This is a genomic window from Kordia algicida OT-1, assembly GCF_000154725.1.
Lineage (GTDB): Bacteria > Bacteroidota > Bacteroidia > Flavobacteriales > Flavobacteriaceae > Kordia > Kordia algicida.
Genome location: NZ_DS544873.1, coordinates 4123296 through 4148725, shown reverse-complemented (window position 1 = coordinate 4148725; position 25430 = coordinate 4123296). Strand labels below are relative to the sequence as shown.

Genomic DNA, 25430 nt, shown 5'->3' with positions numbered 1-25430 from the left:
ATTATAAAACCTGTAACTCCCGTAGTTGCAGGTTTTTTTATGAAATAAACTTTCTATCCACAATCAAAATTAGTAAGTTTAATAAAAAATAATAGCATGACGATTACTATTAAGGATGAATCTTTAACAGGCGACATTCTCAATCAAATACAAATCGCTGTCGAAAACGAAATTGTAACGGTGAAAGACATTATTACTGCGCGTGTTTCTGCGGAAGTTAAAGCGTACAACAAAAAACTTCCCGAATACTTTAAAGGTCTTATTCGTCCTACAGCATCTGAAAAAACACTGAACGGTTACAAACTTAAAAAACGCAAAAAGATAGATATTGAGCAACAAACGTTCATCGCTTTTGATGCCTTTCAAAAAAATGGCTATCTCGTTCTTATTGACGATCAGCAAGCAGAAAGCCTTGAACAAGAAGTGTTGGTAGCCAAAACAACAACCGTAAGCTTTGTAAAACTGACACCATTAGTTGGTGGATAACTAAAAAATATGGGATTTGCAGACAGTCTAAAAAATCTATTTAGTAGTAAAAAAGAATCAAAAACACTACAAAATTCCCCATTCGACGAACAACTAAAAAAGATCATGCAAGATGCTTTTTTAGAAGGTTATACCTATACGATAAAATTTTCAACATTAAAATCATACAACGAGCTAAAAGCGAAAGATGCCACAACAAAAAAAGAATTTGTACAATACTTAGCTGAAAAAAAAGTTGAATTATTAAAGATAAGTGTACGAAGATCACTTACCAATGTCGAAAGGAACAAAAGTCATATCTGTGGAGAATTAGTCACAGTACTTTTACGAAGCAATCTTGAATACAAACCATCTGAAATAGCGAAATTATTAGATTTCTTTGCAAATTCTTCCTCCAAAAACAACCTCATACACTTTACAAATTGGCCCATTGGATACGTAACACAACAAATAGAAAAAAGTATCAAAAAAAACGGCGTTACTTCTGAATGGAGAAGCTTCATCGAAAAATTTTTAGCCTCGCCAGTTATGAACAAAAAAGATCATTATTGGGGCGTTGATTTGGAAAAAGTAGCAACGAAACTAAAAAAAATACTCTTTGAAGATCAAAATACTGATGGAAAAACACTTCCATATGTACATACAAACGATCGTTTTGGCGAAATGTTCAATCCTAAAATTATCACTATAGATGAAAATCTCCGCGATCACTTCTATCAACTCTGTCACCTATTCTCAAAAGCTACCAGCGGAAAACCTTCGCAACGATTCTTAAAAAATACAAGCAAAATCATTGACGAAATTGGAATTGCCAAATACAAAACTACCGTACATCCGTGGTTAGAATTTGTAATACAACTTAAAGAAATTGAAAAAACAGTACAAAACACCTATTCAGGACGTGTGTATGAATATACATACTATGAATTTTTACATGAAAAAAGCACGGCATTTTTAAAAGGATTGGTATGGAGCTTGGCAAAATTTCATGATACGGCAACCTTAAACCTAATTGCTAAACTTGCAGAACGCTGCTATAAAAAAATTCCTGGTGTTGGTCCTGCTGCGGCTGGAATTGGAAATGCCTGCATCTACGTATTAGGAAATACAAAAGGTTTAGAAGGTATCAGCCATCTATCGCGATTAAAGCTTAAAATAAAGCAGAACAACACGCGAAAACTCATCGAAAAATACATTGAAGCTGCTTCTACAAAACTTGGTGTTTCTTCTTCTGAAATAGAAGAACTTTCCATTCCACATTTCGGGTTGACAAACGGAGCAAAAACAATTGCTTTTGATGATTATACGTTGGAAATCACCATTCAAGAACTAGGAAAAGTAAATCTCATCTGGCGAAAGCCTGACGGAAAACAGCAAAAAACGACACCTGCATTTGTAAAAAATTCTGCAAAGCATGCACATACACTCAAAAAAGCAAAAAGTGATGTAGCACAAATAAAAAAATACCTCACAGCGCAACGCGATCGTATTGACAGATTGTATTTAGATGATCGTATATGGACGTATGAAAATTTTACAAAACATTATTTAGATCATGGTTTAGTTAGTTTTATCGCAAAAAGACTTTTATGGCAATTCAAAAAAGAGGATACATTTGTTACCGCATTTTACCTAAACGACCAATGGACAACGCAAGAGAATACTACACTTGATTGGATTTCGGAAGAAACAGAAGTTCGTTTGTGGCATCCAATTTATGAAGCCGTAAATGATGTATTATTTTGGCGAAAAAAACTCGAAGAACTCGAAATAAAACAACCGCTCAAACAAGCATATCGTGAAGTATATATCTTAACGGATGCAGAAATCAATACGAAAACCTATAGCAATCGTATGGCAGCGCATATCTTAAAGCAACACCAATTCAATGCACTGACAAGTATTCGCGGTTGGAAATATTCACTTATGGGTGCATTTGATAACGGAATTGACGCAGAAATGGCAACAATTCATATAAAAGCGCATGACATACAAGCGCAATTTTGGATTAACGAACTGAATGCAGAAGACGAATTTAATGATACTGGAATTTGGAATTATGTTGCCACCGATCAAGTACGATTCCTAAAAAATGAAGAAGTCATGGACATGATTGATGTTCCGAAATTAGTCCTTTCTGAAATATTACGCGATGTTGATTTATTTGTGGGAGTTTCTAGCGTTGGAAATGATCCGGAATGGAGAGATAATGGCGGATTACCACAATATCATAACTATTGGACAAGCTATTCTTTTGGCGATTTAACCGAAGTTGCCAAAACCAGAAAACAAATTCTTGAAAAACTCCTTCCGCGCTTAAAAATAAACAAAGTTGCCACCATCGATGGAAAGTTTTTACGCGTAAAAGGTACGAAACGAACCTACAAAATTCACATTGGAAGTTCTAACATTCTCATGGAACCAAACGATCAATATTTATGTATCGTTCCAGCAAGAGGAAAAGACAAAAATACGAGCAATATCTTCTTACCATTTGAAGGCGATCGTGGATTATCGCTGGTATTAAGCAAAGCTTTTTTACTAGCAGAAGATCATAAAATTACGGATGTAACCATTCTAAGTCAAATACGATAATGACAAAAGAAGAAGCGCATATTGTCGTCGTTGGTTGCGGTGGTTTGGGTTGTGCAACAGCGTTATCGCTTACGTTACTTGGCATTAAAAAACTAACAATTATTGATGATGATCGTGTAGAAATTGACAATTTACAACGTCAGATTTTATTTGATCTCAATGCCGTTGGAAACTATAAATGTGACGTCGCAAAAGCGGCATTGGAAGCACGAAACAAAACAATTGAAATTACAAGCGTCAAAGAACGTGTTAGCTCAAAAAATAGCAAAAAACTACTAAAAAACGCAACGATTGTTGTGGATTGTACTGACAATTATGCTTCGCGTTTGGTCATAGATAACGCATGCGCAGCATATAACATTCCGATGGTATATACTGGTGTAAAAGGCGAAGAAGGTCACATTTCTGTGTTCAATTACAAAGGCGGAAAATCATTCAAAGCAACATTTACAAATGAGCAAGAAATGTTTCAAAATGAAGACTGCAATGATTCTAGAGTGATGCCACAAATTGTAACGATGGCTTCTAGTTTACAGGTAAACGAAGTCATAAAAATTATGCAAAATGCTTCAAATGTATTACAAGGAAAATTACAGGTTTTCAATCTCGCAAAAAATACATTTCGAGTTTTTGAATTGAAATAAAAAGTACAATTGCATGAAAAAATAATCACGTAGTATCACGCTATTTCAATCAAAGGATACTTTCTATATTTGGAACAACCAACCACTCCATATTATGAAAGTCACTAACATTCATGCTATTACACAAGCAGATTCTAGTTCGGACGAAAACTATCACGATGGTCGTCCTTGCTTTAGTCCAGATGGAAAAACCGTTCTTTTTGAACGCGTAGGAAGTACGATTTCGTTACAGGAATTCTGGTCAGTAGACATCGACACCAATTCAGAAACTTTATATTATAAAAGTGACACATATGCCTGCTCGAGAGCTTCGTGGTCATGGAATCCACAGGCAATGCAAAATCAAATAGTCTTTACAGGTGTTTTCCCTAAAGACGATTTGCCCATGGGAAGAATCATGCTATTAAGCGATTATTCACCAAACAATACTGCGCTAAGACTTCCAGTGATCGGTTACCAAAATGCTGAATTATATTATCCTACTTGGTATGCTGATGAAAATATTTTATTAGTAACCGATTATTCAAATCAGCAACCAAAACTTTTAAAAATAGACATCGATACATTGCATCCAGAAGTAGTAACTTATGATGGATTTTGGTCAGGAATGGGCACCGTAAATCCTGTAAATACAGACATAATAGCTTATGCAGGACAACCGATAACTTCCAAAGGATACAATCAGCAATACAACAAAGTATATCTCCAAAACGGAAACAATGAACCAATTCTTTTTTCAGAAACCATTCCTGGTGTCAACGGACGTGCGCCTTGGTTTAGTAATGACGGACTTGTGATGGCATTTGAATCACAATCGGAAACTACCAATCTACAAATATTTCTAAAAAGTGTTGATTTAGAGAATCCAAATACACCAATCATTCCTGTGAGCGATCCTGAGTTTCCTGCCCAACATGCAAAATTTTCTCCAGATGGTTCAAAATTAGTTTGGGCACAAAATTACAATTCAAAAAAATCTCAAATTTTTATGGGAACGATTGAATATTAAAAAAACGCTCAAACGTCAAAATCGCGTATTTCTACCGTGTTTTATTAAAGCTTATAATGCTACATTTGAAAGGTATTTTTGACGTGATTCCCCAAAAAACTTACTGTTTACTTGTTGAAGGAAATATTTCATAGTAATAATGACTACACACGAAAATATACTTATTGGAAGTGACTCTTCTGCTTCACTAGCGGCTATTTTAAAAAGCTTACAAACAGTGAATCAATATAGTTTCATTACGGCAACTCGCATGTCGGACATCATTCAAATTTCAAAATCAGTTCAACCAGTTTTAATTATTCTGAGCTTTCGTGACAATCAAAATATCATCAATTCTTTACTGTCATACAATAGTAATTTTTCGATTCCGTTATTGTGTTTACGTCAAAAAAATGAACACCGAGAGCTGAAAATAAAAGAACATATTATTGTATTTACCCAATCGTTTGAATACGGTGTGCAATCAAATCATTTAAGCACCAATATTCAGGGAATACTAAAGCTAATTCAACACAAAGCAACAAGTGCAACATCATGCACACAACATTCGCTTCTTTCAAACGATCAAACAAAAGATTTAACACGATTTACCTTAGAACTCGATCAAAAAAAAGCAGTTTTAGACAAAATAAAAGAACGCATCAAACAATTGTATGCTGACGTTGACGCTTCTACCAAAGCACAATTAATGTCTATTGTAAATACGATCAAAATGACGCGAAACGACCGTAAACATTGGGACGATTTTAAACGCTATTTTGAAAATATCAATCCGAATTTCCTAAAAACCCTCAGCGAGAAATTTCCATGTTTAACGGCAAAAGATTTAAAATACTGTTGTTACTTAAAAATGAACATGTCTAATGAAGACATTCGTTTAATCTTAGGAATAAATCAAGAAAGTGTACGCACGCACAAATACCGATTAAAGAAAAAAATGGTATTAAAAAAACATCAAGATCTTCGCAACTATCTACAAACCTTTGCAAGCTAAATTTGCTTCTTAGTGATGATTTTCTACTGAAAAAAACAAGCATTTGCCAAAAAAAATTGTACGATACACAATTAATATTTCCGTATCTTAATCACATGAAGTATTGCTGAACAACTTCTGCCCTAAAATTAAGAATTACGTATACATCACATTTTTTACAATACACGTAGTTGTGTGTACACACATTTCATTCTTGTCTACGATTTGTCTACGGAAAAATTCGTACAACTATAAAATGTACATAAATAGTATACGCCTACACTACTGCACGCACACAATGTATTATTAATTTTAGCATGCTGTAAAGTAGCTAACCAAACCATTCAACTATTATGATTGAAAAAGCAATTCGATTTACAGGAAAAGCACTCAACCAATTTGTCAAACAAAAATTTGGCTTAGATGAAGATGTCGTCGTGATAAATTCTATCATCGACCAAAATGGCACAGTGCCCAGAGCAAACCAAAACAAGGTTGTCATTTCACTAATTCATGTAGAACAAGACAACGTAAAACAGTTTTACAACCGAAATCAAACATTAGACAATGGAAACTTCGTTAGAAAACCTGTTTCACATCGTTACAACCTTTTTACACTAATTACTCCAAATTTTGATGACTACGGAGAAGCCTTAAAATTCTTAGATGCTTCCATTCAGTTTTTTCAGATAAATCAACTCATAGATGCTACCATAAATGCTGAAATTCCTCCCGAATTAGGCAAACTTGAATACGAATTTCAAAAAGGTGAAAATTACATGCAAATGCAAAACTTATGGACAGCGCTTGGCGCAAAATACCAACCATCTGTGATTTACAAAATTAGATTAGTAAATATTGCTTCTGATGAAATTGAAGGGTTTGACACCGCAGTTAAAAGTATTAATACAAACGCAAAACCATGAATGTAACGTACACATCTTTGTTTAAAACAACAGTAGCGCATTCGTACTATGCGTCCAATATCTGTGAATGTTTACAATACAAAGCAAGTACGCAAACAACAACAATATTTGACAAATACGGATTCGTCATGCGTTTACTACACAACGGATTTGAAATATATACCAACACCAGTCAAACCATTGAAGAAAAACTCAACTACATTTCGCAAGTAGCAGGAATAGATGCTTTTAATTTTTATGGAATTACTACCGATCAAAATTTTTACAATTTTACCAATATTCCTATGAATGAATTAGGCGTATTAACGTATGTGAGTGATGCCACAGATGTTTCAACAGATGCGACAATACAACTTGCAGAAACCATCATTTCTGACACGACTACGCAATATGCAGTAAGTATCAGTATAAAATTTGATGACATCATTCGCCTAAAAAAATCAAGTGATGCTATTCATTTCAACATACAAATGCAAGCGCGAGAAACACAATGGAATTATTACATCATCAACAATTCAAACCAAGAATACAATCAATTAGAAATCACAGGAAGTAATGACATCCAATTTGGACAATCGGAAGCAGTAACGCTTCAAAACGGACAAAAAGCATTGCTATTCACATCAAAAACTACCAAAATCCCATTAAAAAATGAAGTAACCTACACATTTGACTTAATCAACACTAAAAAAACCATTGCTGGCGACCGAAAGGAAATCATCTTAAAAGGATTGCCTATTCCAAATCCGCAAAACTTACAAGTAAACAACGACCATACAATAGTATCTTTAATATATATCTATATCTAACATGCCTTATCAATATTTATAAAAATTAATACGAACTAATAACTATGTTTTATGAATTTATCAACCATTAAATCTCCAGGGGTTTATATCAATGAAATAAATGGTTTCGGAAACTCTGTTGTCCCAGTGGCAACTGCCGTTCCCGCTTTCATTGGATATACACCACAAGCGATGTACGAAGGGAAATCGTACACAAACGTACCAACCAAAATTACGTCCTTTACAGACTTTCAAGCAATTTTTATGCTGCCAGATCCGCCTGCACCTGCAGATCCTGCAAAACAGTACGATCCGCAATACTACTTAGTCGCAGAAAAAAGTCAGCCAGAAAAAGGTGACTACATGCTCATTGACGGAACCTACTACTCTATCGTTCCAGATCCGAACACAATTTACTACTTGTACAATAGCATTCGTTTATTCTACGAAAATGGCGGTGGAGACGCATATATTGTCTCCGTTGGAAGTTATGGCGCACAATCTGGAAAAGCAATGACTCCAGGCGATCAAATTGTAAATCCAAACGTACAATTAAACGATTTGACGAACGGATTAGCTTTGTTAAAAAACGAGCAAGAACCAACCATGTATATCTGTCCAGAAGCTACATTACTATCTGTTGAAAACAACGGAACGTTAATGGCTTCTATGTTACTACAAGCAGAAGAAATGCAAACTGCGGTAGCTATTTTAGATATTATTGGTGGAAGAAACCCAGATCCTGTTATGTGGATGGACGATATTACAACCTTCCGTGACAACACAGGAGCCAACGGACTTAACTACGGAACAGCCTATTATCCATTTGTTGGAACCACAATAATGCAAACCTCTGACATTGATTATACCAATCTTTTTGGTGGCGATTTAAAACAATTACAACCGCTTTTAAGTCCAGCAGACAATCCTAACCCAACGGTAGAAACTATTATTGGAAACATTGAAAATCCTTCAGGAACACCATTAACAACAAGTCAGTACAACAACTCACTTATTGCAGCAAGTAAAACGTACAGTACCATTATCAATCATGTATTAACTGATGCAAATATGTTACCACCAAGTGGCGGAATGGCTGGTGTAATTACAGTAACCGACAATGAAGTTGGACCATGGCAAGCACCTGCAAACACATCAATGGTTGGCGCAGCGTCACTTCCTATAAAACTGTCAGAATCACAACAAGCTGGCTTAAATGTAGATGCAATTTCAGGAAAATCAATCAATGCGATTCGTTTTTTCAACGGACTTGGAATTCTAATTTGGGGCGCAAGAACCTTAGACGGAAACAGTCAAGATTGGCGTTACTTATCGGTGCGAAGAACCATGAATTTCCTAGAACAATCATGTAAACTAGCCGCGCAAGCATACGTATTTGCTCCAAATGACAAAAACACTTGGGAAGCGGTAAAAACCATGATTGGAAGTTTCTTAACCAGCGTTTGGAAAGAAGGTGGATTGCAAGGAGCAACTCCTGCAGCAGCTTTTTCGGTTGAATGCGGATTGGGAAGCACTATGACTTCAGACGATATCTTAAATGGATTTATGAACGTAACCATAAAAGTTGCGGTCGTTCGTCCGGCGGAATTTATTGTACTGACATTCCAACAACAACAAGCGACTTCTAGTTAATCAACAATTAATTACAGAAGCACAATAATATTTAAATAAAAAATTAACACATAAAAACATATAATTATGGCAGATGATGGAAGTAAAGAAGGGTCAACATGGCCCATGCCAAAGTTCCGATTCGAAGTAGATTTAGGAACTGAACTAAAAGGAGTTGCATTTCAAGAAGTTTCTGGAATGGACGTAGAAAATCAAATCATAGAATATCGCAAAAGCAACAGCACATTATTCTCTACCGAAAAAATGCCTGGCATTGTAAAGTACGGAAATGTAACGATGAAACGCGGAGTTTTTGTCAACGACAACACATTTTGGAATTGGCACAAGGAAATTTCTATGAACACAATAAAACGTAGAACGGTAATCATTAAACTTTTAGATGAAAACGGAAAAGTAACAATGCAATGGACACTCAACAATGCGTGGCCAACAAAAATTACGAGTACCGATTTAAAATCTGATGGAAATGAAGTTGCCATTGATACCTTAGAAATTGCCCACGAACAACTAATCATTGCAAATGGATAATAATAGCGCGTATCCTGTTGGATTCTATTTTTCACTTTCGTTTGAAGGAGAAGATGCGGCTTTTAAAGAAGTCTCAGGAATCAGCAAAGAACTTGGTGTTGAAGAAGTAGCTGGCGGCGGTGAAAACCGTTTCAAATATCGTTTACCAACGGTAAGTAGCAGTAAAAACTTAGTCCTCAAAAGAGCCATTGTACCAACAGGATCAAAGCTAATTAAATGGTGTTCGGATACGCTCGATGGCGGATTGGGCAATACAATACAAACACAAGATGTTTCCGTTGATTTGCTTGACGATCAAGGAAAAGTATTGATGAAATGGACATTTCACAACGCATATCCTGTAAGCTATGCAGTATCTGATTTAAAATCGCAAGAAAGCGAAATACTAATCGAAACCATTGAGTTAGCGTATACCTATTTTAATATCACATCAAACTCATAAAAAGTATATAAAGCAAATTATGCCTATAGAAATCAGAGAATTAGTTATCAAAACCGAAATAAAAACGGTACATGAAAACTTACATTCAAAACGCAATGCGTACGATACTTCCAAACTAAAAGAAGAAGTATTGGAAACTTGCCGACGAATGATTTCTGAAGCACAAAAAAGAGAAAAATACAACAGGTAAATGATAGCAACTATACAACTTTATTAGCAAGTAAATTACGATTATGGCTTTAGAATATATGAAAATAACGGGATACAAAGATGAAGACTTTACACAAGCAGTCTCTGGTGATCCGTATAATCTAATGATAAATCCAGAGTCTATAAAATGGAGTCGAAGTATTGAATACAATGAACAACAGCCTATAGATACCAGTACATCATCGCAAAAATACAAACATACACCAAGCGACAATCTCAGTTTTGACATTGTCATTGATTGTACAGGAGTTGTAGACAACAAGCGAACTGATCTCAACAAGGAAATTGAAGCACTTGAAGATATTGTATACACATACAACGGCGACATTCACAGACCCAATTTCGTAAAAATACAATGGGGAAGCGATTTGGTTTTTTACAGCGTATTAAAATCATTTGACACTACGTACACATTATTCAAACCCGATGGAAGTCCGTTAAGAGCAAAAATTTCGTTGAGTTTTGGAAAATATGTTTCTGCTGACAAGCGAAAAAAAGAAGACAACGAAAGTTCTCCAGACATTTCTCACTTGGTTGAAGTCGTAGAAGGTCAAAGTTTACCGCAACTATCAAATGATGTATGGAACACGCCATACTATTATGTTCAGGTAGCAAAGTATAACGATTTAAACAAATTCAGACAATTAAAAGGTGGACAGCAATTACTGTTTCCGCCCATCATAAAACCAGCATAAACTATATGAGTGCATCAACAAACATTACAAGTGGCGGATTAGTAACATTTGATATCAAAAGCAACGGAAGTGCTATTCCAGATGCAATGGACGTGCAATCTATTGAAGTTGAAAAAGGTGTCAATCGTATCTCAGTCGCAAAAGTTGTCATCATTGACGGAGATCCTTCTAAAGAAACCTTTGAGGCAAGTTCTTCAAGTACCTTTGTACCAGGAAACACAATCACTATTGAAGTCGGGTATGATTCAAAAAATGAAGTCATCTTCACAGGTATCATTACCAAACAAAGCATTCGTATACATGGCGCGCAAGGTGCTGTATTAGTAGTTGAATGTCGTGATGAAGCTGTAAAAATGATAGTTGGACGTAAAAGTTTGACCTATTCCAAGAAAAAAGACAGCGACATTATGAGTGCTATTATCGGAAACTACGGATTGTCTGCTGATGTAACCGCTACCACCACAGAATGGCCAGAACAAGTACAATACTATGCAACTGATTGGGATTTTTTACTCGCTAGAGCAGAAACGAATGGAATGATTGTCACAACACTCAACGGAAAAGTTTCGGTTTTTCCGCCTGACAATGACACAACTTCTGTACTAGAAATTGCATATGGAAACAATCTGTTAGAATTCAATGCTGCCTTAGATGCGGTAACGCAATTAGGTTCAGCAAAAGCAACTTCTTGGGATTTTACCACACAGCAAACCATTTCTGGAGATGCATCAAACAGTTATGCAGGTCCAGGAAATTTGTCATCAAAAAAACTATCGGAAGTTGTCGGACTTTCAGACTATGAATTGCAAAGTACGGCACCAATTCAAAATGCTGATTTAACAAATTGGTCAAAAGCGGCATTGGTAAAAAGTGCTTATGCTAAAATTCAAGGCGATGTAAAATTTCAAGGAAGCAACTTAGTTGATCCTGGAAAATACATCACGTTGGCAGGATTGGGCGATCGTTTTAATGGCGATCACATCATTTCAAACGTACATCATGTAATCGGACATGGAAATTGGACCACAGAAGTTTCCGTAGGATTATCACCAGTTTGGTTTACGGAAGAACCTGATGTCATGGCGCCACCAGCTTCTGGATTATTGCCTGGCGCACAAGGATTATTTAATGCAACAGTAAAAAAAATGTATGAAGATCCAGACAGTCAATATCGCGTATTAGTAGACATTCCGCTATTTGATCCAAATGGAGAAGGTTTATGGGCACGATTGACAAATTTCTATTCCACTTCAGGTGCTGGAACATTCTTTATGCCAGAAGTTGGCGACGAAGTAGTTGTTGGGTTTTTAAATGAAGATCCTCGATATCCAATCATTCTAGGAAGTATGTACAGTGCTGACAAAAACAAACCTTTTGACGGCTTAGATCCAAATGAAAATAATACCATAAAAGCTTTTGTCTCTAAAAGTGGAATCAACATCAAGTTTGATGATGAAAACAAAGTGCTCACGCTTGAAACACCAAGTAAAAATACTGCCATTTTTAGTGATGAAGACAAGCAAATTACCATCAAAGATCAAAATAACAACAGCATTGTCATGTCTGAAAGCGGTATTACTATCAAAAGTGAAAAAGATATTACTGTGGAAGCGACGCAAAATCTCACACTAAAAGGCAATCAAGGAGTTACCATTGAATCTTCTGGTGGAGACGTCCAAATCAAAGGACTAAACATCAAAGAAACCGCGCAAATGGAATATTCCGCAGAAGGAAGCATGACAGCTTCGCTTCAGGGAGGAACACAAACCACTATTAAAGGCGCGATGGTGATGATTAATTAGGTGTTTGGTTTTAGGTTTTAGGTTTTGGGTATTAGGTGCTGGGTATTAGTCAATATCTCGATAACCATTTTACTTCAATATTAATAAAAAAATAAATACTAAACATGAATTGTGAAACACCATGTGTAGACTCAATTCTCAATACTAACATCTCAACTAAAAAAACAAACTATGCCACCAGCAGCAAGACTAACCGATTTTCATGAATGTCCAATGGTAACGCCTGGCGTTCCTCCTATTCCGCATGTTGGCGGACCTGTCATTGGTCCTGGAGAGCCAACCGTTTTAATTGGCAAATTACCAGCCGCACGTGTGGGAGATATGCTTACCTGTGTGGGTCCGCCAGATTCTATCGTAAAAGGATCAGCAACGGTAATGATTGGCGGAATGCCAGCTGCACGTGTAGGCGACACAACTGCGCACGGCGGATCAATTGTTTTAGGAGATTTTACAGTGATGATCGGTGGATAATATAAACAACATACAAAAAGAGTTTCTCGGTTCGGGTTGGTCATTTCCTGTCACTTTTTCTGTGGAAAATCACCAACTACAACTCACAAAGTATGAAACGAATATCAATGAAATGATTCACTTGATATTGCAAACCACCTTAGGAGAACGTCCATTTTCGCCACAATTTGGCTCAGGATTACAAACATTTTTCTTCAAAGAAATGCGTCCAACATTACAAGGAGAAATCAGAGAAGCCGTAAAAACAGCGCTTCTCAATAACGAACCAAGAATAAAAGTATTAGCCGTTGAAGTCACGTTTTCAGACATCCAAAATGGCTTGGTAGAAGTTACCATCAATTATATGTACAATCAAACCAATACAAGACACAATTATGTGTATCCTTTTTTCATAAAAGAAGGAACCAATTTACAACGATAACGCAATGAGTCAATTCGATCAACATACAGCAATGATAGCACTAGAGGAAGCTTTAGTGCCAAGTGCTAATTTGGTGGATAGCAGAACGGAAACTGACAATTTACGCCTGCTAGCTGACTTTGCAACATTATTTAATTTTTACGATAAAACCAATAATATCAATGGAAATTGGTCACCCTTTTTACTAAAAGATCCTGTTTTTTTAGTGGCTTCTATTGCAAAAACATCGTTTCAAAAAACATATGCGCTGTTTATTAATACATGTTCACAACTCAGAAAAGCACTCGATCTTGACTTGAATACTCCATTTATTTCCAATGGTTTCAATCAACTATTCGATCAATTGAGCTTTGTATTTCAAAAAATTGAACGATGGACACATTACATGCAACAATCAACATTGACATACAATTTAAAAACCTATGTCATTCAACAAGTACAGCAACAACAAAGCGCGTTACTTTGGGCAATTTTAGCTTTAAAAAATGATGTAAACATCAATCAAATTGTTCCCAACATACAACCTGTAGATACCTTTCTTTATAAAAAATACGATAAAAAAATCTGGAAAGAAAGCAAAGGAAAAACACCGTATTGGAAACTTCTAAATCTAAAATTTCCACCAGAAAAAGAGTATAGCTATTACTTGTTTAAAGATTTTATCACGCTGATTACAAAACTACTTCCTATTCTAAATGGTGAAAAACCTATCTTATTAAAAGAAATTCGTTCAATTATTGAAGCAGCTTTTACAGCGTTAAAAGACACACTAAACTTACTGTTTTCTGAAGCAGTTGCTATCATAGAAAAAGTAATTGATTTTATAAAAATTGCGGTAGAAACGATACATAAAGTAATAGATACAATTCTAAAAAAACTTGGAGAAGTCCTAAAAAACGACACAAATCAAACTATTTCTGATACGCTACAAAATCTTCATGAAGAATTGAAAACCGTGCAAGATACGCTCAAAACAACATCAGGAGCGTTGAATTTGGAAAATTTTAGGCAACTGATAGATAAGATGCTAAATGATCTTAAAGAAATTGCGCTCTTTATTGTCAACATCTTAGAAAAACTTGGAGAATGGTTTTTAAAATTAATACAAGAACTGTTTGAAATAATTGCAAATGATGTGATAAAAGCTGAAGAAGAAGTCTATCAACTCCTCAAAGAAATTGCCTCCTACATTTTAACAAAACAAGTTCGATTAGATATTTTTAACGGACTCAAAAGTGCGGGAAAATCTCTATTCGCTTTTTACAGCAAATGCATTTCTTATGCAGATACAGAATTGGTATCGATACAGAATATTCCTGGACATTTTCCAGATACTATTTTGTTGAGAACCTTCACGAGTTTGCTAAAAATTTATCAGAAGCAATTCAATTCTTTAGCAAGCAAACATTTAGATTTCTATTACAGAGATATTTTAAAACAAACGCCAAATAGTGTTACGGCAGATACTGTTTTTGCAAGCAGCAATCTCGCAAAGAAAACGGCAACATTTCAACTCGAAAAAAATACTACTTTCTTAGCAGGAACTGACGCTAATAAGCAACCCATTTTGTTTGAAACTACGCAGAAAACATTCCTCAATCCTGCAAAAATTGTAGAAGCATATACGCTTACCAAAACAAATGATTCAGACAATACACAGTTGTATTTAGAAAAATTACCGCCTGTAAATGTGGTGGCTAAAGACGAAGCTGGCGTAGTACAATCATGGCAAACATTTGGTAGTGCGCAAACACCAAAAGGTACTAAACAAGCTTTGGCATTTACGATTGCTTCTCCGATGTTTTACCTTCAAGAAGCAAACGGTACAAGAACCATCACACTTGATTTTACCTTCAAAAATGATGCTGCTATTGCATTTGTTCAGCCAGATTTTCAATACTATCTAAGCACAAAAGATACTTGGTTTGAAGTTCCTGTACCAACAAATCTTTCGGAAGTGATTGTTGAAAATAAAATTACTATTGTTTTAAATCCCACAGATCCAGCAATCAATCCATTTACCAAAAACCCTGATGGATATACGTCTGAATGGCCATTACTAAAAATTGTATTTCCAAGTTATGCAACATCGTTTTCAGAACTCACAATTTCCAAATTAGACATCACAGTGACCGTTGATGGATTGCAAAATTTTCAATTGTATAATGATTTCGGACAATTGAATCCTAAAAAACCGTTTCAGTTATTGGGAGGCGCACCAAAAATGAATCAAAATTTTATGGTAGGAAATGCCGAAATTTTCAGCAAACCTGTCAAAAACCTCAATTTTGAACTCACTTGGAATCCTTTTGCTGTAAATTTTGACTTTGCCACGTATTACTTAGAATACAATAACTACTTAAACAATATGTATTCTAGCAGTTCTGAAATTCAGACACTAGAAAAACTATTACAAGAAATTAAAGATTCTGAAGATGTTTTCTTCGAAAATATAACGAATTCCGAAACACAACTTTTTGACAATATATCAGCAGATGGCACAACTGTAGCTGAAGTACAAACTTATGTACAACAGAATCAAACAGCCATACATAATGCAACAAATACACAAAACACAACATTAAATTCCATTGAAGGTTCAGAAATTACACTAACCAGTGAAATTATTACTCTAAACAGTAGCATGATTGCCGAAATTGAAGCTTTACAAAATGAATTGGTCGCTACAATCAACGCCGCAAATACAATAGATACTACAACGGTAACCAACGCAAAAACCAGTATTTTAAACACCATCAACAGTTATAAAAATACTGTAGATGAAAAAATTATTGAAGCAGAAAGTGCTGTATTATCTCCTTTTATAAAAGCTCCTAAAAAGAAAACATTCTTGGGAAAAATTTTCAGCTTTTCTAACAAAAAAGAAAAAACAGTAGAAGCGCATAAAAAAACGACAGAACCAACAAAACCGTTTTCAAATACTGCATTTAAAGTTGATTTTAAAAGGTTGCAAAATGGTTTTTGGGGAAATGTGAATGCTGTTAAAACTGATGAAAAACAAATTCTAACTATTCCAGAAAATTTATTCTTCAAAGACGAAAAAAACACCAAAATAATTCCTGCATCGCGTACTTTTGACTTCTCAAAAATCAACCTCAACTCAGAAGATGTTGATACAACCTTACAGCAAAAAACACTACAATTAACAGATAAAACAACTTCAGGGTTTTTAAAAATGAGACTCGCCACTCCAATCTATGGTTTTGGCACAGAATTATATCCAAAAGTTGTCGCGGCAATTGCGCTTTTTAATGCACAAATTATCACAGAAAAAAGTGAAGATCCAGAAAGTAAAGATGCGTTGGTTTCTCCACCAAACATTCCGTTTGTTCCTATGGTAAGCACTTTTAAAGGTGGTTACTCAGCTTCGGTGAGCTATGATTTTTCTACGAATAAACAAAGCTATCCGTTACAATGTTTTTACAATTCACCTTTTGCCAATTACAAAGTATACGATACAACTTTAGACGAAAAAATCATTGCCAAAAATACTACGATCGGAAGTTCTCCTCTACGAGATAATGACGGAAACATTATTCCATTAACAGGTTTGCCATTAGTACCGACATTTTTAGCAAAAGGACAATTATTTATAGCTTTAAAAGACTTGATTATTCCTGCCGAAGTAAGTTTTTATATTGAATTGGCGCGAACCTACACGGAAAAAGCTGTAGCCAGAAAAAAAATCAACTATTCGTATCTTAGTACAACTGGCTGGAAACCTTTGACAACTATTGCTGATGGTACAAACAATTTTACCTGTTCGGGAATTATTACGATCAATATTCCGGAAGATATTACTACGGTTCATGATATGATAGCTGGAAACAATTATTGGATTGCGATTGGCACACAAAACAACCCTGACAGTTTTCCTGAAACATCATATTTAAAAACAAACGGATTTACCTTACAACGCGTGGTTGCTACGAATGATTTTTCAATCGAAACGCCAAAAATTCAAGCAAACATCATTACAAGTCCACAAACTGTTATTCCAGAAATTGCAGCAACTACGCAACCTTTTCCTTCTTTTGGAGGAAAAGCGGCAGAAACAACTGCACAGATGAATTCGCGCGTAAGTACACGATTAAAAACCAAAGATCGATTGATGACAACAACCGATTTTTTCAATACCATTCGATTTGAATTTCCAGAAGTGTACTATTCAAAATCAAGCTATGACAAATCAAAAAAACAAATCAATACATATGTTTTAAAACGTGTAGCAAATGTAACAGACACCAACGCGTTTGTTCCACTTTTAAACGAATGTTATGAATTGAACATTCAAGAATATCTCAAAACGCGTGTTTCTCCTTTTGTAAACGTTTCCGTGGAAAATTTTGAATTAAATTATGTACAAATCACAGCAAATATTCAACTGCAACCCAACGAAGATGTAACAACTGTTGCCAAAGAAGTAAACAACGGAATCAACCTATTTTTAGCTCCGTGGATTACGAGCGCACAAACACAAATTACAATTGATAGTGGCTTAAATACCGCACAATTAGTAGCATTTATCAATAGTTACAACAGTATTTTAGAAGTAAAAAGCATTTCGTTTCAACTAGGAAAAAAAGATTTTTCAACAGGAACTATCGACTACGAAAGTAGCACACAAGAAGTATTGCCAAAAGATGGAAGCATTTTAGTTCCTTCTTTAAACAACACCACAAAAAACAGTTTAATCAAGTATCATTTATGACACAGGAAAACTACATAGTAGATGCACAACTTCCTTTAGAGCTTGATTTTAAATCGCTCAAGGCAGAAGGTTTTGCGTACATTCAACAGCATAGTAGCACAGAGTGGACCAACTTGAATCCGAGTGATCCCGGTGTGACTATTTTTGAGCAACTCTGTTATGCTTTTACGGAACTTGGCTATTGCGGAAACTTTTCCATGAAGGATATTTTAACGCAAAAAAATGGTAAGCTAACTGTAGAAAATCAATTTTTCCTTCCGCAAAACATCCTTACCACTTCGCCAATCACGCTTGAAGATTATATCAAATACATTATTGATCGAGTGGAAAGTGTGAAAAATGTAGTTATCACGCCAGTTTCAACAATTTTTCCTTGTGCCAACGGAATTTACAAAGTGTATTTGACATTGCATCCAAGTGATGATGAAACTACTGAAGATGCCGCAAAAACAGAAACATTTTCCCAATTAAACACTTGTAGAAATGTTGGCGACTTGTTCTTAATGCCAGAAATACTAAGTCCCAAAAAATACACGATTAACGGAAATATTCAACTAAAATCTGGATACGATCTGCATTCGATTCTCCCAGAAATGATTCAAACGATTGCCAACTACATTTTTCCAGATGTCGTGCAAACAGGTTATGACAAACTAAAATTGGAAGGCAAAAAAACCAATGAAATTTTTAATGGCGCTACTTTAAAAAATGGCTGGATTCCTTCTGAAAGTATGCAACCTAAAAAAGATAGCATTCATGCGTTTGAAATCACGCAACTCATCCTTGAAATTGAAGGCGTACAATCCATTGCTGGAATTTCGTTTAAGTACAACGATAAAGAGGCAACCAATACAGCAATTTGTTTGCCAAGTGAAATTCTAACGTTTGATTTTTCTTCATCGTTTTTAACAAACAAAAAACCAGCTAGTTTCTCTGTAAACATGCAAGGAAAACAACTTAACACTTCCATAAATGCATCATTAATTGACGAATTAGCAAACATGCAACAAACCAATGTGCAAGTCAATGAAGTTGCGGCAGTACAAATGGCACCTGTACTTCCTGAAGGAAAATACAGAGACATTACGAGCTACTACTCTATCCAAAATACATTTCCAGAAATATACGCTGTTGGATTGAATGCCACCAATTCGAATACGCCCGATTATCAAGTGGCACAATCGCGACAACTAAAAGGATATTTAAGTTTATTTGACCAAATGTTGAGCAATCAATTTGCGCAATTAGCAAACCTTGACAAGCTATTTTCCTTTAAAAATGCCGCTATAGGAAATCCTGCTGATTTTGAACATTACAACAATATCAAAACGGCAGCAGAAAAAGCAAATCCTGCATATCCTGCACCGTTTGAAGTATTTTCTCCAACCTATTTTTATCAATCGCTATATAAAAGTGTGCCGAATATTGAACCACTTTTGCGCAACAATGATATTTTTGACTTCGGACCTGTTTCAGAATCTGACGACTCATTAAAACACAAAAGCTGGTTGGCATACCAAGACGATCCGTACAATTCTTACATGTATGGTTTATTGACGTTTTCGGAAGATGATACGGTAAATTTACAGCGCAGAAACGACTTATTAGACCATTTATTGGCGCGTCATGGCGAGTCGCCTTTGGTGATAGATTCTATCTGTTACGGAACTGCTTATTCAGGCGATATCTTAAAAGATCGTGTCATAATTAAAAGTGTATATCTACAAAACTTAGCGCTCCTATCGTACAACAATACAAAAGCTTACAATTATATCAGTGCACAAAAATTGCAACCTGAAGTATTGACTTTAACAGTTGAACTGATTGATGAGCTTACGCAGAATAATACGCTAAACGTTCCAGAAAAAAACGCAAAAAATCTTTCGAAAGATGCTTATAAAGAGGCACTTGAACTGTATAAAGCAAAAAAAGAATTACAAAATATTCTAAGGCATTCTTATGAAACTAACGGAATTTTTGATACAAATCGTTTTGATGCTTCTCAAAAAATTACCACGCAAGATTGTAACAACTACAGTACGTTTGAACTCGAAATATCCATGCTTTTAACGCTTGAACCTTTCTATATCAATTTCATACAAGAAGCGAGTTCATCAGAAGCGTTAACAACTGAAAAATTACTCAAAATTTATGTTGCTTTTTGGTTGATAACTCAGCGAAAAGGCACAATTTCGATTGAGACAAATCTCTTGGCAAATTCGGCTTCGTTTACAATATACATGGCAAAAAAAGTAAATGACACGTTTGTCTATTACAGCTATAAAACCTCATTAAACTATACAGACAGTGTAGTACTTGCAGATGCCTTTTGTACTATGCCAGCATGCATTGCAGCAATTATTCTGAGTGATGAAACGGCTTGGACTGAAGTTCTAGAACCATCAACCGAAGTGACAAACTATGCAGTTTCTATCGGAGAAACCTCTTATAAATGGAACATGATTGCGAGTTGGAATGACACAACAAAAACATCCATAAACAATCCTGTTTTTAGTGATACGCTTTTAACGTTTTTTCCAGATTTTATTCCTGAAGTAAACACGGATGAATGGCAAAACAGACTTTCCTTTTATAAAGAAAGTAAGTTGCCATTACATATAGCACAACACACTCAATATCTCTCGGCAGAAAACTTTGCGAAGTTAATTCCGCTATATATCAGTTGGTACAATGCACATATTTATGCAACTCCAAAAATGTTTGAAACAGCAGAAGACGCAGCTGCCAAACAAGAACAACAAATTATTACAAATTCAGGAAACTTACTTGCGTACTTAAAAACAATTTATACAAAAACCGATGCATAGTCAAGGAGCACATATCGTCACACGTTGCCAATGGAATACTGCTTTCGATTCCAAAGGACTTGCGTATCAATTACAAACGGATATTAGTACGTGGAGTTCCTATAAAATGAAACGCATAATTGATCGTGTTTTTGACAGTATTTGTCCAAAAGGGCAAACCTTAAAGATCAAAAAACTGGCAGTTGATTTGGGAACAATGACGTATGAAAATATGCTTAGTGAACTTCCATTACGTTTGGAAGAAGCTTTGCGAAATGCTTTATATGACTTAATTCTATATCCGAAAAATGGTGATAAAACTTTAGAAATAATCCATGAAGATATTGCACAAATAAACGTCTTACGCGATTTTCTTTTACAAGGGATTTTACCGTGGAATTATCAAGAAAGTTACGGAACAGCATCGCAAATTATGCGTTTGCAATTGCTTAACAATCGTTTGGATGTAATTCAAATGATTCAACAAACGGCAATTTCTGAAAACGTTCGCAAACGGATTGCCTGGCAATTTCCTGATGCAACTATCAAAAAAATCATAGCAGGATTAGAGCCAAACAATCATCAACAGATCATTGCTTTTTCGGAAGAATTTGTAAAAGTTCAGGAAAAAGAAACCATTGTACAAACTAGCACAAACGACCTTAAAAAGAACATTTGGTTGTGGATTTTAAATTACTTGTTTACCGAGCGTGGCACTATTTTTAACAAAGTCGCTTTTGTGAGAAGTACGATTGTACAAATGGCAAATCATTTCAATATTTCATATGACACAATGATTGAATTGATTGAAGATGCAATTGATCGCGCAAATGAATATTCACAAGTAGACAAAGGTTTTATCGCAATTTTAAGATTATTATCAGAAGAACTACACAACAAGTCATTTTCTCAGGTAAAAACAGCCAAACAAAAAGAAAACTTCTGGTTGAAAATTGAAACGTATTTCAATTCTGCGGCAGCGAGAAACAACAATGTACAGAAGAATGAATTTAACGAATTGGTCATTCATTTATCAAAAGTAGATGCCAAACGTTTTCAAAAAATCGTATTGAACGTTGCGCACAAACCAACAACGTGGAAGCCAATTTTAAAAGACTTAATTCCTGCGGCGATTGAAAATTTATTTGTGGTTTTATCGCCTTCGGAATCAAAAAATATACTCACACAAATTTTGTTTCTCTCAAAAGTTTACAAAACTGCTCGTGTAAAAATTGATCCGTTAGATTTGTATACTTTCGGAATTGAATTTTGTGTAGAAACACAACATACGTCCATTTCTAAAAATGCCTTTTTAGCGTTTGTAGTAGAAAAATTAGCCAAGCAACAACAGCAAACTAAGCTTGCTATTTTAGATCATTTTGTGACTGCTGATGTGACAAATACGCAGAAAAAAACAGCTTTTATTTCTTTATTTAAAGCATTGAATGGTTTGTATCAGCAAGAAATTTCTAGTGCAAAAACATTCAGCTCAGCAGAAAAATTACAACACGTAGTTACACGATACGTTACTGAAATTCACCAATCAAATCAGCAAACAGAAGCATTTTATTCTTTAGAAAAAACACTTCAAAAGTGGATTTCGGCTTCGCCAACAAAATTCTGGGAAGTTTTTGAAAAGATTGACAAAACACCAAAACTAACGGTTCATATTACGGCACTAATTTCCGTGTATGGAACCGAACGTTTTTTGAGCGTCGTTGTCCCTGAAATTGTTGTTGTTTTGTCAAAAATTCAACAAATCATTGATGTGTTGATTGCAAAGCATCCAAAAAAAGCAACAACATTACGCGCTCTTAAAAACGGACTCATCACATTAGCTTTTGAAGCCGTATGGCATTCGCAAAAAGCAAATACTACGGAGTTTTTTATACACTTATTGCAACGTTTGCTACGACAAGAAACTAGCTTAAAAGTTTCAAAAAATGACATTCAAGAAGTAATTGAATTGTTATTAGAAACACCCAAAATACGCACATTGGCTTGGTCGGCATACGAGTTTGCTTCAATTCAAAAAGCGCATAAAATTCAACTGAATAAAACGCCATTACAGGAAATTATAGAACGAATTGCACAACCCAATCAGCAAATTGAAGTTGCTAAAAGCATTTCAAAATTGGTCCATGCAAAAAAAATAACAACAAGCGAATTCAAAGCAAAAGAAGCCACTTTAATTTCCTATCTCGTATCAAACGGAATGCAACTTCGCAAACGTTTATTGGCTCAGTTTTTAAAACAAGTTTCGGCAACGACAACATACAATAACAATCAAATTAAGGAACTTTTACAGGATTGTTTTTGGCAATCGTTGGTACAATATCAAACACATCGCGGAAACGAACGAAGATTTGTCAACGTCTTTGAAACAAACATTTTGCACACATTTCCAGTTGTAAAAACGAGCGAAATATTACAGGAAAAAATAGCGATTGTAGCAAAAACAAATCCTGCACAAACACAAGTTTTAGCAACGCCGTATCACATTTCGGTTGCAGTATTGTTTGAAGCTTTAATTTCAAATTTAAAAACGACAAACGCACAGTTTGAAATCTCAAATACGAACTACAAATTTTCAGCATTATTTGCTGTCGGATTGGAAACTTCGCCTGCAAAAATTAGAACCATTATTCAGGAAACTGTAGCAACAGAAAAACAGCTTACTTTCTTGCGCAATCAGATCAAGTTTGAAGAATTTATTGTTTTTATGTCGCATGATGTTTCTAGTTCAAAATTAGACGTTTACAAAGCGATTCACGTATTAGTTACCATTGCCAAACAACTTGGAAATACCACAATTTTAAAAGCTTTAGAAGCTATTTTTTGGAAACAAACCATTGCGTTCATTCAACAAAAAAAATCTTCGAAAAAAGTCTTAGAAAACCTTGTAAAAACTACGTTTGACAAGCTTTCTGAAATTGCCACACTCGATCAAATTACCATTGTAAAACACATTCAAAACAACAGATATAACGTTCCTGAAATTCTAAAAACTGTTTTGATTGAAAGACATCGTATTTTCGAATTGGTTTCAGGAAACAACCAACAGCGTTCACTTTCGGAAGCGATCAAGAATTGCATTTCGGCTCAAAAAATTGAATTCCTGAGCGAATTTCTCATCACACAGTATAAAATTCCAGCGTGGTTTCAGCATAAAGAAGCGTATACATATTCGCGCATTTTAAACGAATTGATCGCGCAACAACCATTAGTGATTTTAAAAACGCTCCGCGATCCAAAAATTTCAGAAGTACAACAAATTCACTTTGTGCAAACCATCCATTTTGACACGTTTATTACGGCGTTGCAAAAACTATATACGGCGCAATACTACGAACTTTCAAACATTCACAAGTTGTATGAAAGCATGGGTTTTGTGAATATCCGTGGAATTTCCACAAAAAGTTTACAGGAAATCATCATCAAAAAAGTAGTGACCGCTTGGCAAACTTCCCATTGGAATTTGATAACAAGTACACGAATTTGGAATGAATTGCTTTGGGAAACTTGTGGAAAAAAAGCGGTGAGAAAGCAAGATTTTTTCACCGCAGTGAATACTATCAAAACCATGTTGCCAACGGCTTTATTGGTCACGTATAAAAATTTGATTTCGCTTGATACAGCTGCCAAAAGCACAAAAAAAGAAATTACACTTAAAAAGCTAAACAAATCGCCTATGAATACAGCATCAACTACATTTCCACAAGAAGGTGTTTCCATTCCAAATGCAGGATTGGTTATGCTTAACAATTATTTTTTAATGCTCTTAGATCGTTTGGGAGTTACCGAAGACAACAACTTTATTTCGGAAGAAGCACAATTAGACAGCATTCATTATTTACAATACATCGTTACGGGACTTACCGAAACGGAAGAATCTTTACTGACGCTAAATAAAATTTTAGTTGGGCTTTCGCCGAATGTACCCGTAAAAAATAGTATTGAGATGACTTCGGAACAGAAAGAACTTATTGACGGAATGATTACAGCGTCAATACAACATTGGACAGCTATTGGAGAAACTTCCGTAGATGGTTTTCGTGGAAATTGGCTCGTAAGAGATGGCATTTTGATAGAAACCGAAGACCGTTGGGAATTGACTGTAGAAAAAAGAGCCTATGATATTTTAATGACGAGATCGCCCTTTTCATTTTCAATAATAAAACTACCATGGATGTCCAAACCACTGCACGTGACTTGGCCATTTTAAAAACCAATAAACCATGAACAGCT

18 protein-coding genes are annotated in these 25430 nt (G+C 35.3%); all 18 read left to right on the top strand.

Features of this window, described 5'->3' with window-relative positions; all coding sequences use genetic code 11:
• Positions 1-96 precede the first annotated feature (96 nt).
• Entirely contained in the window at positions 97-486 is a 390-nt protein-coding gene (locus KAOT1_RS17715; RefSeq protein WP_007096256.1) for a hypothetical protein, read from the top strand.
• 9 nt (positions 487-495) lie between these two features.
• Complete coding sequence (locus tag KAOT1_RS17710) at positions 496-3081, top strand: DUF4132 domain-containing protein (protein ID WP_007096255.1); 2586 nt, start codon at positions 496-498, stop codon at positions 3079-3081.
• A complete protein-coding gene (locus KAOT1_RS22130; RefSeq protein WP_007096254.1) occupies positions 3081-3725 on the top strand; it encodes a HesA/MoeB/ThiF family protein in 645 nt (214 codons plus the stop codon). Before KAOT1_RS17710 ends, KAOT1_RS22130 begins: the two co-directional genes overlap by 1 nt.
• Positions 3726-3819: 94 nt before the next feature.
• Positions 3820-4734 (top strand): TolB-like translocation protein, encoded by a 915-nt coding sequence (locus KAOT1_RS17700; protein ID WP_007096253.1) that lies wholly within the window; start codon positions 3820-3822, stop codon positions 4732-4734.
• A 139-nt stretch (positions 4735-4873) separates the two neighbouring features.
• Positions 4874-5728: a helix-turn-helix transcriptional regulator gene (locus KAOT1_RS17695; protein WP_007096252.1), complete on the top strand. Its 855-nt coding sequence runs from the start codon at positions 4874-4876 to the stop codon at positions 5726-5728.
• Between the two features lie 332 nt (positions 5729-6060).
• Positions 6061-6633, top strand: a complete 573-nt coding sequence (locus KAOT1_RS17690) for a DUF4255 domain-containing protein (protein ID WP_007096251.1) — start codon at positions 6061-6063, stop codon at positions 6631-6633.
• Complete coding sequence (locus KAOT1_RS17685) at positions 6630-7442, top strand: hypothetical protein (protein ID WP_007096250.1); 813 nt, start codon at positions 6630-6632, stop codon at positions 7440-7442. The genes KAOT1_RS17690 and KAOT1_RS17685 overlap by 4 nt, the downstream gene beginning before the upstream one ends.
• A 51-nt stretch (positions 7443-7493) precedes the next feature.
• Complete coding sequence (locus KAOT1_RS17680) at positions 7494-9074, top strand: phage tail sheath family protein (protein ID WP_007096249.1); 1581 nt, start codon at positions 7494-7496, stop codon at positions 9072-9074.
• Between the two features lie 66 nt (positions 9075-9140).
• Positions 9141-9602, top strand: a complete 462-nt coding sequence (locus KAOT1_RS17675) for a phage tail protein (RefSeq protein ID WP_007096248.1) — start codon at positions 9141-9143, stop codon at positions 9600-9602.
• On the top strand, positions 9595-10044 hold the full coding sequence (locus tag KAOT1_RS17670) for a phage tail protein (protein ID WP_007096247.1): 450 nt from the start codon (positions 9595-9597) through the stop codon (positions 10042-10044). The genes KAOT1_RS17675 and KAOT1_RS17670 overlap by 8 nt, the downstream gene beginning before the upstream one ends.
• Positions 10045-10063: 19 nt before the next feature.
• Positions 10064-10234: a DUF5908 family protein gene (locus tag KAOT1_RS23045; protein ID WP_007096246.1), complete on the top strand. Its 171-nt coding sequence runs from the start codon at positions 10064-10066 to the stop codon at positions 10232-10234.
• Positions 10235-10277: 43 nt separating this feature from the next.
• The gene (locus KAOT1_RS17665) at positions 10278-10949 is read left to right on the top strand and encodes a CIS tube protein (protein WP_007096245.1); all 672 of its coding nucleotides are present in this window, start codon (positions 10278-10280) and stop codon (positions 10947-10949) included.
• 5 nt (positions 10950-10954) lie between these two features.
• Positions 10955-12751, top strand: a complete 1797-nt coding sequence (gene vgrG, locus KAOT1_RS17660; protein WP_007096244.1) for a type VI secretion system tip protein VgrG — start codon at positions 10955-10957, stop codon at positions 12749-12751.
• Between the two features lie 171 nt (positions 12752-12922).
• A complete protein-coding gene (locus KAOT1_RS17655; protein WP_007096243.1) occupies positions 12923-13222 on the top strand; it encodes a PAAR domain-containing protein in 300 nt (99 codons plus the stop codon).
• On the top strand, positions 13215-13643 hold the full coding sequence (locus KAOT1_RS17650) for a GPW/gp25 family protein (protein WP_007096242.1): 429 nt from the start codon (positions 13215-13217) through the stop codon (positions 13641-13643). The genes KAOT1_RS17655 and KAOT1_RS17650 overlap by 8 nt, the downstream gene beginning before the upstream one ends.
• Before the next feature lie 4 nt (positions 13644-13647).
• Complete coding sequence (locus KAOT1_RS17645) at positions 13648-18375, top strand: hypothetical protein (protein WP_007096241.1); 4728 nt, start codon at positions 13648-13650, stop codon at positions 18373-18375.
• Positions 18372-21203: a hypothetical protein gene (locus tag KAOT1_RS17640; RefSeq protein ID WP_007096240.1), complete on the top strand. Its 2832-nt coding sequence runs from the start codon at positions 18372-18374 to the stop codon at positions 21201-21203. The genes KAOT1_RS17645 and KAOT1_RS17640 overlap by 4 nt, the downstream gene beginning before the upstream one ends.
• Positions 21196-25407 carry a contractile injection system tape measure protein gene (locus tag KAOT1_RS17635; protein ID WP_007096239.1) on the top strand — a complete coding sequence of 1404 codons (4212 nt, stop codon included), beginning with the start codon at positions 21196-21198 and terminating at the stop codon, positions 25405-25407. The genes KAOT1_RS17640 and KAOT1_RS17635 overlap by 8 nt, the downstream gene beginning before the upstream one ends.
• Positions 25408-25430 lie beyond the last annotated feature (23 nt).

What these genes read in the sequence shown, in the direction of transcription:
- KAOT1_RS17715 (WP_007096256.1), top strand. Translation starts at nt 97, where the DNA reads ATGACGATTACTATTAAGGATGAATCTTTAACAGGCGACATTCTCAAT.
- KAOT1_RS17710 (WP_007096255.1), top strand. Translation starts at nt 496, where the DNA reads ATGGGATTTGCAGACAGTCTAAAAAATCTATTTAGTAGTAAAAAAGAA.
- KAOT1_RS22130 (WP_007096254.1), top strand. Translation starts at nt 3,081, where the DNA reads ATGACAAAAGAAGAAGCGCATATTGTCGTCGTTGGTTGCGGTGGTTTG.
- KAOT1_RS17700 (WP_007096253.1), top strand. Translation starts at nt 3,820, where the DNA reads ATGAAAGTCACTAACATTCATGCTATTACACAAGCAGATTCTAGTTCG.
- KAOT1_RS17695 (WP_007096252.1), top strand. Translation starts at nt 4,874, where the DNA reads ATGACTACACACGAAAATATACTTATTGGAAGTGACTCTTCTGCTTCA.
- KAOT1_RS17690 (WP_007096251.1), top strand. Translation starts at nt 6,061, where the DNA reads ATGATTGAAAAAGCAATTCGATTTACAGGAAAAGCACTCAACCAATTT.
- KAOT1_RS17685 (WP_007096250.1), top strand. Translation starts at nt 6,630, where the DNA reads ATGAATGTAACGTACACATCTTTGTTTAAAACAACAGTAGCGCATTCG.
- KAOT1_RS17680 (WP_007096249.1), top strand. Translation starts at nt 7,494, where the DNA reads ATGAATTTATCAACCATTAAATCTCCAGGGGTTTATATCAATGAAATA.
- KAOT1_RS17675 (WP_007096248.1), top strand. Translation starts at nt 9,141, where the DNA reads ATGGCAGATGATGGAAGTAAAGAAGGGTCAACATGGCCCATGCCAAAG.
- KAOT1_RS17670 (WP_007096247.1), top strand. Translation starts at nt 9,595, where the DNA reads ATGGATAATAATAGCGCGTATCCTGTTGGATTCTATTTTTCACTTTCG.
- KAOT1_RS23045 (WP_007096246.1), top strand. Translation starts at nt 10,064, where the DNA reads ATGCCTATAGAAATCAGAGAATTAGTTATCAAAACCGAAATAAAAACG.
- KAOT1_RS17665 (WP_007096245.1), top strand. Translation starts at nt 10,278, where the DNA reads ATGGCTTTAGAATATATGAAAATAACGGGATACAAAGATGAAGACTTT.
- vgrG (WP_007096244.1), top strand. Translation starts at nt 10,955, where the DNA reads ATGAGTGCATCAACAAACATTACAAGTGGCGGATTAGTAACATTTGAT.
- KAOT1_RS17655 (WP_007096243.1), top strand. Translation starts at nt 12,923, where the DNA reads ATGCCACCAGCAGCAAGACTAACCGATTTTCATGAATGTCCAATGGTA.
- KAOT1_RS17645 (WP_007096241.1), top strand. Translation starts at nt 13,648, where the DNA reads ATGAGTCAATTCGATCAACATACAGCAATGATAGCACTAGAGGAAGCT.
- KAOT1_RS17640 (WP_007096240.1), top strand. Translation starts at nt 18,372, where the DNA reads ATGACACAGGAAAACTACATAGTAGATGCACAACTTCCTTTAGAGCTT.
- KAOT1_RS17635 (WP_007096239.1), top strand. Translation starts at nt 21,196, where the DNA reads ATGCATAGTCAAGGAGCACATATCGTCACACGTTGCCAATGGAATACT.